3 protein-coding genes are annotated in these 6,904 nt (G+C 69.4%); all 3 read right to left on the bottom strand.

Annotated elements, in window-relative coordinates; all coding sequences use genetic code 11:
• Positions 1 to 107: 107 nt before the first annotated feature.
• The 3 genes from ACILRF_RS01060 to ACILRF_RS01070 all read right to left on the bottom strand — a co-directional run bounded on the left by ACILRF_RS01060 (position 108) and on the right by ACILRF_RS01070 (position 6,649).
• Positions 108 to 1,985: a ribonucleoside-diphosphate reductase subunit alpha gene (locus ACILRF_RS01060; RefSeq protein WP_395670409.1), complete on the bottom strand. Its 1,878-nt coding sequence runs from the start codon at positions 1,983 to 1,985 to the stop codon at positions 108 to 110.
• Positions 1,986 to 2,220: 235 nt separating this feature from the next.
• Positions 2,221 to 5,310, bottom strand: coding sequence for a bifunctional proline dehydrogenase/L-glutamate gamma-semialdehyde dehydrogenase PutA (gene putA, locus ACILRF_RS01065; protein ID WP_395670410.1), 3,090 nt, complete (start codon positions 5,308 to 5,310; stop codon positions 2,221 to 2,223).
• A gap of 136 nt (positions 5,311 to 5,446) precedes the next feature.
• Positions 5,447 to 6,649, bottom strand: a complete 1,203-nt coding sequence (locus ACILRF_RS01070; RefSeq protein WP_395670411.1) for an OmpA family protein — start codon at positions 6,647 to 6,649, stop codon at positions 5,447 to 5,449.
• Between the last annotated feature and the right edge of the window lie 255 nt (positions 6,650 to 6,904).

Genomic DNA, 6,904 nt, shown 5'->3' on the forward strand with positions numbered 1-6,904 from the left:
TGTTCCACGGACAAGCTAAGCCGCAAACAGGAAATGGGTTCCTTGGGATGAGGCTGGCTGACGCGGCCGCCGGGCGCAAGAGCTTAATGTAGTTAAGCCCTTAGCTATTATTGGCAGGCGAGGCATTCCTCGTAGTCAGTCTTGCCGGCGGTGGACATTTCGACGACCGCGGCCGGGGCGTCGCCGCCGGCGTGGGCGGCCCGCTGCACTGACTTGGAGCGCAGGTAGTAGAGCGACTTGCAGCCGCGCTCCCACGCCGACCAGTGCAGCATGTGCAGGTCCCACTTGTCGATATCGCCGGGCAGGAAGAGGTTCACCGACTGCGACTGGCAGATGTCCGGCGTACGGTCGGCCGACAGTTCCACCACCCAGCGCTGGTCGATCTCGAAGGCGGTCTTGAACACGTCCTTCTCGTCCTGGCTGAGGAAGTCGAGGTGCTGAACCGAGCCTTCCTTCTCCAGGATGGTGTCCCACACCTGGGCGGTGTTCTGGCCCTTCTCGTCGAGAATTCGCTCCAGGTAGGGGTTCTTGACCGCAAAGGAGCCCGACAGGGTCTTGTGGGTGTAGATGTTGGCCGGGATCGGCTCGATACCGGCGCTGGTGCCGCCGCAGATGATCGAGATCGAGGCGGTCGGGGCGATCGCCAGCTTGTGCGAGAAGCGCTCCATGGCGCCGCGCTCGGCGGCGTCAGGGCACGGGCCGCGCTCGGCGGCGAGGGTGCGGGAGGCGGCGTCGCACTGGCGGCGCAGGGTCTTGAACAGCCGCATGTTCCAGGACTTGGCCAGGGCGCTCTCGAACGGCACGTTCTGGGCCTGCAGGAACGAGTGGAAGCCCATCAGGCCCAGGCCCACCGACCGCTCGCGCTTGGCGGCGTAGACGGCGTTCTTCATTTCGGGCGGCGCGCGCTGGATGAAGTCCTCGAGCACATTGTCGAGGAAGCGCATGACGTCCTCGATGAAGGTCGGGTGGTCCCGCCACTCGAGGAACTTCTCGGCGTTGACGCTCGACAGGCAGCAGACCGCCGTGCGCTCGGCGCCCAGGTGGTCCTTGCCGGTGTGCAGCATGATCTCCGAGCACAGGTTCGACTGACGGACCGACAGGCCGAGCTCGCGCTGGTGCTGCGGCATGGCCCGGTTCACGGTGTCGGAGAAGATCAGGTAGGGCTCGCCGGTCTGCAGCCGGATCTCGAGAATCTTCTGCCAGAGCGAGCGGGCGTCGACCTCGCGGATCACCTCGCCGGTCTTGGGCGAGCGCAGGCCGAACATGGCGCCGTCGCGGACCGCTTCCATGAACTCGTCGGTGATCGATAGACCATGGTGCAGGTTCAGGGACTTTCGGTTGAAGTCGCCCGACGGCTTCCGGATCTCGAGAAACTCCTCGATCTCCGGGTGGTGGATGTCGAGGTAGACGGCCGCCGAGCCGCGACGCAGGGAGCCCTGCGAAATGGCCAGCGTCAGGCTGTCCATGACGCGGATGAACGGGATGATGCCGCTGGTCTGGCCGGCGCCCTTCACCTTCTCGCCGATCGAGCGCACGCCGCCCCAGTAGGTGCCGATGCCGCCGCCGTTGGACGCCAGGGCGACGTTCTCGTTCCAGACGTTGACGATGCCTTCGAGGTTGTCCGGCACCGCGTTGAGGAAGCACGAAATGGGCAGGCCGCGGGCCGCGCCGCCGTTCGACAGCACCGGCGTCGAGGGCATGAACCACAGGTTCGAGATGTAATCGTAGATCCGCTGGGCGTGCTCGGCGTCGTCGGCGAACGCCGTCGCCACGCGGGCGAACATGTCCTGGTAGCTTTCGCCGGGCAGCAGGTAGCGGTCTTCGAGCGTGGTCTTGCCGAAATCGGTCAGCAGGGCGTCGCGGGACCGGTCGACCTCGACCTTCCGAACCAGCTGGAGCTGCGGCCGCTCAGGGCGCAATCCGCTCCGCTCGGCGCTCTGGGCCGCCTCGGCCTGAGCCGTCTCAACCTTCGCCGCTTCACTCATGTCCCTGAACCCATGCTCTTGAGACGGTGGCTCTCCCTCACCGCCTCAGCCCCTATATATTGTGCCGTCACAGCCCGGACGACCCACATATGGGGACACTTGTCCTACTGAATCGTCAATGAGGACGCCGGCTCGTCCCCAAGGTTTTTCGCTAATCAGAAGTTAACGCGCCTCGCCGCGCCGAGGTACAGGGCTTGCCGGCCTATCCACAGCTCACGCGACCGTGATCCACCGTTCAGACGTCGAGGTTCAGCAGGCCGGGGTCGCCGCCCTGGGCCGCGATGTTGACGCTGACGGCCCGTTCGACCGCATAGCGAAGCAGGGCGTGGGGGCCGCCGGCCTTGGGCCCGGTGCCGGACAGCCCCTCGCCGCCGAACGGCTGCACCCCGACGACAGCGCCGGTCATCGAGCGGTTTACATAGACGTTGCCGGCCGGGACGGCGCGCTGCACCGCCTGCGCGAACGATTCGAGGCGGCTGTGGACGCCGAGCGTCAGTCCATAGCGCGCGTTCGCCACCGGAACGGCCGCAGCCGGGAGGTCGGCGGGGTCGTAGCGGACGACGTGCAGAATCGGCCCGAACACCTCGCTGGCCAGGAAGCCGCCGTCGGGGATCTCGGCCAGGGTCGGGGCGAAGAAGTGGCCGCCCGTCGGGGCGGCGATCCGGTGCAGGACCCGGGCTTCGCGCGACAGGCGTTGGACGTGCGCCTCCAGGGCCGCGAGCGCCTCGGCGTCGATGACCGGGCCGACGTCGGTGGCGGGATCGGCGGGATCGCCGACCTGAAGGATGTCCATGGCCCCGATCAGCCCCTCGATGAGGGAATCGGCGGTATCGCGCGGCAGGAACAGCAGGCGCAGCGCCGAGCACCTCTGGCCGGCAGAGCCGTAGCCGGAGAGCAGGACGTCGTCGATCACCTGTTCGCGCAGGGCGGTGGTGTCGACGAACATGGCGTTCAGTCCGCCGGTCTCGGCGATGAAGGGCACGATGGGGCCCTGGCGCGCGGCCAGGGCCCGGTTGATCGCCCAGGCGGTCTCGGTACCGCCGGTGAAAGCGACGCCGTCGCAGCCTGGATGCGTCACCAGGGCCTGGCCGATGGTCGCCCCATCGCCGGGCAGCAGGTGCAGCAGGTCCGGCGGCAGGCCTGCCACGTGGAACAGCCGCACCGCCTCGGCGGCGACGATCGGGGTCTGCTCGGCCGGTTTGGCGAGCACGGCGTTGCCGGCGGCGAGCGCCGCGGCGATCTGGCCCGTGAAGATCGCCAGCGGGAAGTTCCACGGGCTGATGCAGGCGAAGACCCCGCGGCCGCGCAAGGACAGGCGGTTGGTCTCGCCGACCGGACCCTTGAGGGTCTCGGGGTGGGTGAATTGGGTCTCGGCGAGGGTCGCGTAGTAGCGGCAGAAGTCAGTGGCCTCGCGAACCTCGGCGATCGCATCGATGAGGGTCTTGCCGGCTTCGCGGACGCACAGGGCGATCAGGTGATCGGCGTTGGTCTCCAGCGCCTCGCCCATCGCCCGCAGGATCTGCGCCCGTTCGGCCCCGCCGCGGCTGTCCCAGGCAGACTGCGCCGCGCGCGCGGCGGCAAAGGCGGCGTCGACCTGGGCCGGGACCGCGTCGGAGACCCGGCCGACGGAGCGCGACAGGTCGGAGGGAGAGAGGCGGTCCGAGGCCGGGCCGCCGGGCGACAGCCGACCGCCGAGGATCGGGCCGGCGTCGATCGCCGGCAGCGCGGCGACAGCGTCGGCCAGGGCGTTGCGCTCGGCGGCGATCGACAGGTCGCGGCCGCGCGAGTTCCGACGGGCGGGGCCGTAGAGGTCGAGCGGGCGAGGGATCTTGGGATGCGGCGCGCCGCCGGCGGCTTCGACCGCGGCGATGGGGTCGGCGACCACCTTGGCGACCGGCGTCCGCTCATCGAGCAGCGCGTGGACGAAGGAGGTGTTGGCGCCGTTCTCCAGCAACCGGCGGACAAGATAGGGCAGCAGGTCCTCATGGCTGCCGACCGGCGCATAGACCCGCAACGGGAAGTCGCCGTAGCGGACGCGGGCGGCGTCGTAGAGCGCCTCGCCCATGCCATGCAGGCGCTGGAATTCCGGCGACAGGCCGGCCTGCCGGGCCATCAGCCGCACCGCCGCCAGGGTGTGGGCGTTATGGGTCGCGAACTGGGCGTAGAGGTGGGGCGCGGCGTTAAGCAGGGCGCGCGCGCAGACCAGATAGGAAAGGTCGGTCGCCGCCTTGGTCGTGTAGACCGGATAGGCCGGAAGACCCGCGACCTGCGCCCGCTTGATCTCGGTGTCCCAGTAGGCGCCCTTGACCAGCCGCACCATCAGCCGCCGGCCGCAGGCGCGGGCGATTCCGGCCACGGCCTCGATCACCTGCGGGCCGCGCGTCTGGTAGGCCTGCACCGCCAGGCCGAGGCCGCGCCAGGCCCCGAGCTCCGGCGCCTCTGCCAGGCGCGCCAGCAGCTGCAGCGAGACCACCAGCCGGTCGGCCTCCTCGGCGTCGAGCGTGAAGTTGATATCGGCCTGCGCCGCCTGGACCGCGAGACGCAGGACGCGGGGGTAGAGATCGGCGAGCGCCGCCGGGCCCCGCCGCGCCTCGTAGCGCGGCGACAGGGCCGAGAGCTTGACCGATATGCCGTGGCCGGCCTCCGGGCCCTGCCCCGCGGCCTGCCGCGCCAGGGCGGCTATGGCGGCGGCGTAGGCGGCCTCGTAGCGCTCGGCGTCGGCGTCGGTCCGCGCCCCCTCGCCCAGCATGTCGAAGGAGCACACGAATCCTTCCTGCGCGGCGCGGCGCAGGGCCCTGTCGATCGTCGCGCCGAGGACGAACTGCTCGCCCATGATCCGCACCGCCGCGCCGACCGCCTTGCGGATCACCGGCTCGCCCAGTCGACCGGCCAGGCGCCGGACGAAGCCGGGCAGGTCGCGGCGCGCCTCGTCGTCCGGCTCGATCAGCTTGCCGGTCAGCATCAGGCTCCAGGTCGAGGCGTTGACCAGCAGGGAGCCGGACCGGCCGGCGTGGCTGGCCCAGTCGGCCGACGAGATCTTCTCGGCGATCAGCTTGTCGCGGGTCTCCTCGTCCGGCGTGCGCAACAGGGCCTCGGCCAGGCACATCAGGGCCAGGCCCTCGCGGGTCGAGAGGCTGAATTCCTGCAGGAAGCTTTCGACGACGCCCTGGCGATGGGCATCCTTGCGGGCGGCCCCGACCAGGGCCTCGGCCTCACGCTGGACCGCCGCGCGCTCATCCACGCCGAGCGGCGCAGCCTGGAGGGCGGCGGCGACCGCCGCGCGCTCGTCGGCGAATTTCAGATCATCCAGCCGGTCGAACGACATGACGCTTCCTTGCCGTCTCAACGCGCGGAGGGGCCGGCCGGGGCAGCGTGCAGACCCCGAAGGCCCAAAAGCAAAGAGCCCGGCCTTTCGGCCGGGCTCCCGCTAACGTTCCGACTTAAACCGTCGGCGATCGAGATCAGGGATTGATGTCGATCGTGGAACGACGGTTCAGCGGTTCCTTCACGCCGTCGCCGGTGGCGACCGCGGGTTGGGTTTCGCCCTTCCAGTCGACGGAGAGCGAGGTCTGGTTGATGCCGGCGCCGACCAGCGCATCGGCCACCGCCTTGGCGCGGCGTTCCGACAGGCGGACGTTGTAGGCCAGCGAACCGGAGGTGTCGGCGTGACCGACGACCACGACGCGGGTGGCGTTGCCGCCGCGGGCGTAGTTCGCAGCTTCCGAAACCACCTGCTGGGCTTCCGGCGTCAGGATGTACTGGTCGAACGGGAAGTACACGATGAACTGCCGGGCCTCGAACGCCGGAGCCGGCGGAGGCGGCGGCGGCGGGGGAGGCGGCGGGGGCGGAGGCGGCGGGGGCGGCGGGGGCGGCGGCGGCGGGGGCGGCGGCGGCGCGAACGAGTAGCGCAGGCCGAGCGTCACCGACTGGTCGCGGTATTCGCCGCTGAACACGCCGGGTTGGATGCCGGCGTTGCTGCCTTCCGAGGCGAAGTCGAGGTCCGAACCCGCCAGGTAGCGGTAGGTCAGGTCGACGTTCAGGCGATCGGTCGCGCGCCAGGCGAGACCGGCGATGCCCTGATAGGCGAAGACCGTGTCGCTGTCGTCGATGGTCAGGTTCTGGATCGCCGGGTTGGCCGCCGTGAAGGCGCCCGGAACGTTCGAGAACTGGCCCATCGTCTCAAGCTTGACGTGGTTCACGCCGAGGCCGACGCCGATGAACGGGTTGATGGCCGCGTTCGGCGCGAGGTCGAACAGGACGTTGCCCATCACGGTCCAGGACGTGGCGTCGCCGTCCGGCGAGCCGCAATCCGGAGCCGTCGCGGTGCGGGTCACGCCCGGGGTGCAGAGGCCGGTGATCGTACCCGTGCCGGCTTCGCCACGGACCGAATCGATGTCGCCGCCGCGGTAGCCGAGCTCGAGCTCGACGCGCCAGTTGTCATTCAGCTGATAGCCCAGGCGAGCGAAGCCGGCCCAGTCTTTTTCCTGATTGAAGTCCCACTGATAGGGAGCGCCGTTCGCCGCGTTGTTCGACGAAGTGGCCTCGATGCTTTCCGGCCAGTGGTAGCCGAGATCGACAGCGCCGTACCAACCGACTTGCGCAGCCGCGCCAGTCGCGGAGAACACCGCGGCCAGTGCTGCTCCTGCCAGGAGTTTCAACTTCATAATCAGAGCCCTCTCGTTGCCCTAGGTGCTGCGGCCTATTGACCCAGTACCGTTATATCAAGGCCGGTTGGTTACGTAAGTGTCGCCAGGGCAACACTTTCACCGCAATTTCGCCGACCGCGCGAACCGATGCCAGGAAGCTAGCTAGACGATCCTCCGGCGCGAGTCCGAAGGCGGAAGCGCTGCGGCCTCCAGTTGGCGGCGACCCAAGGCGCCTGGCGCACCCTGGACCTCCGTATCTCTTGACCTGCATTT

Origin of the sequence: Phenylobacterium sp. (genome assembly GCF_044236515.1) — a bacterium.
Classification (GTDB): Bacteria; Pseudomonadota; Alphaproteobacteria; order Caulobacterales; family Caulobacteraceae; genus Phenylobacterium.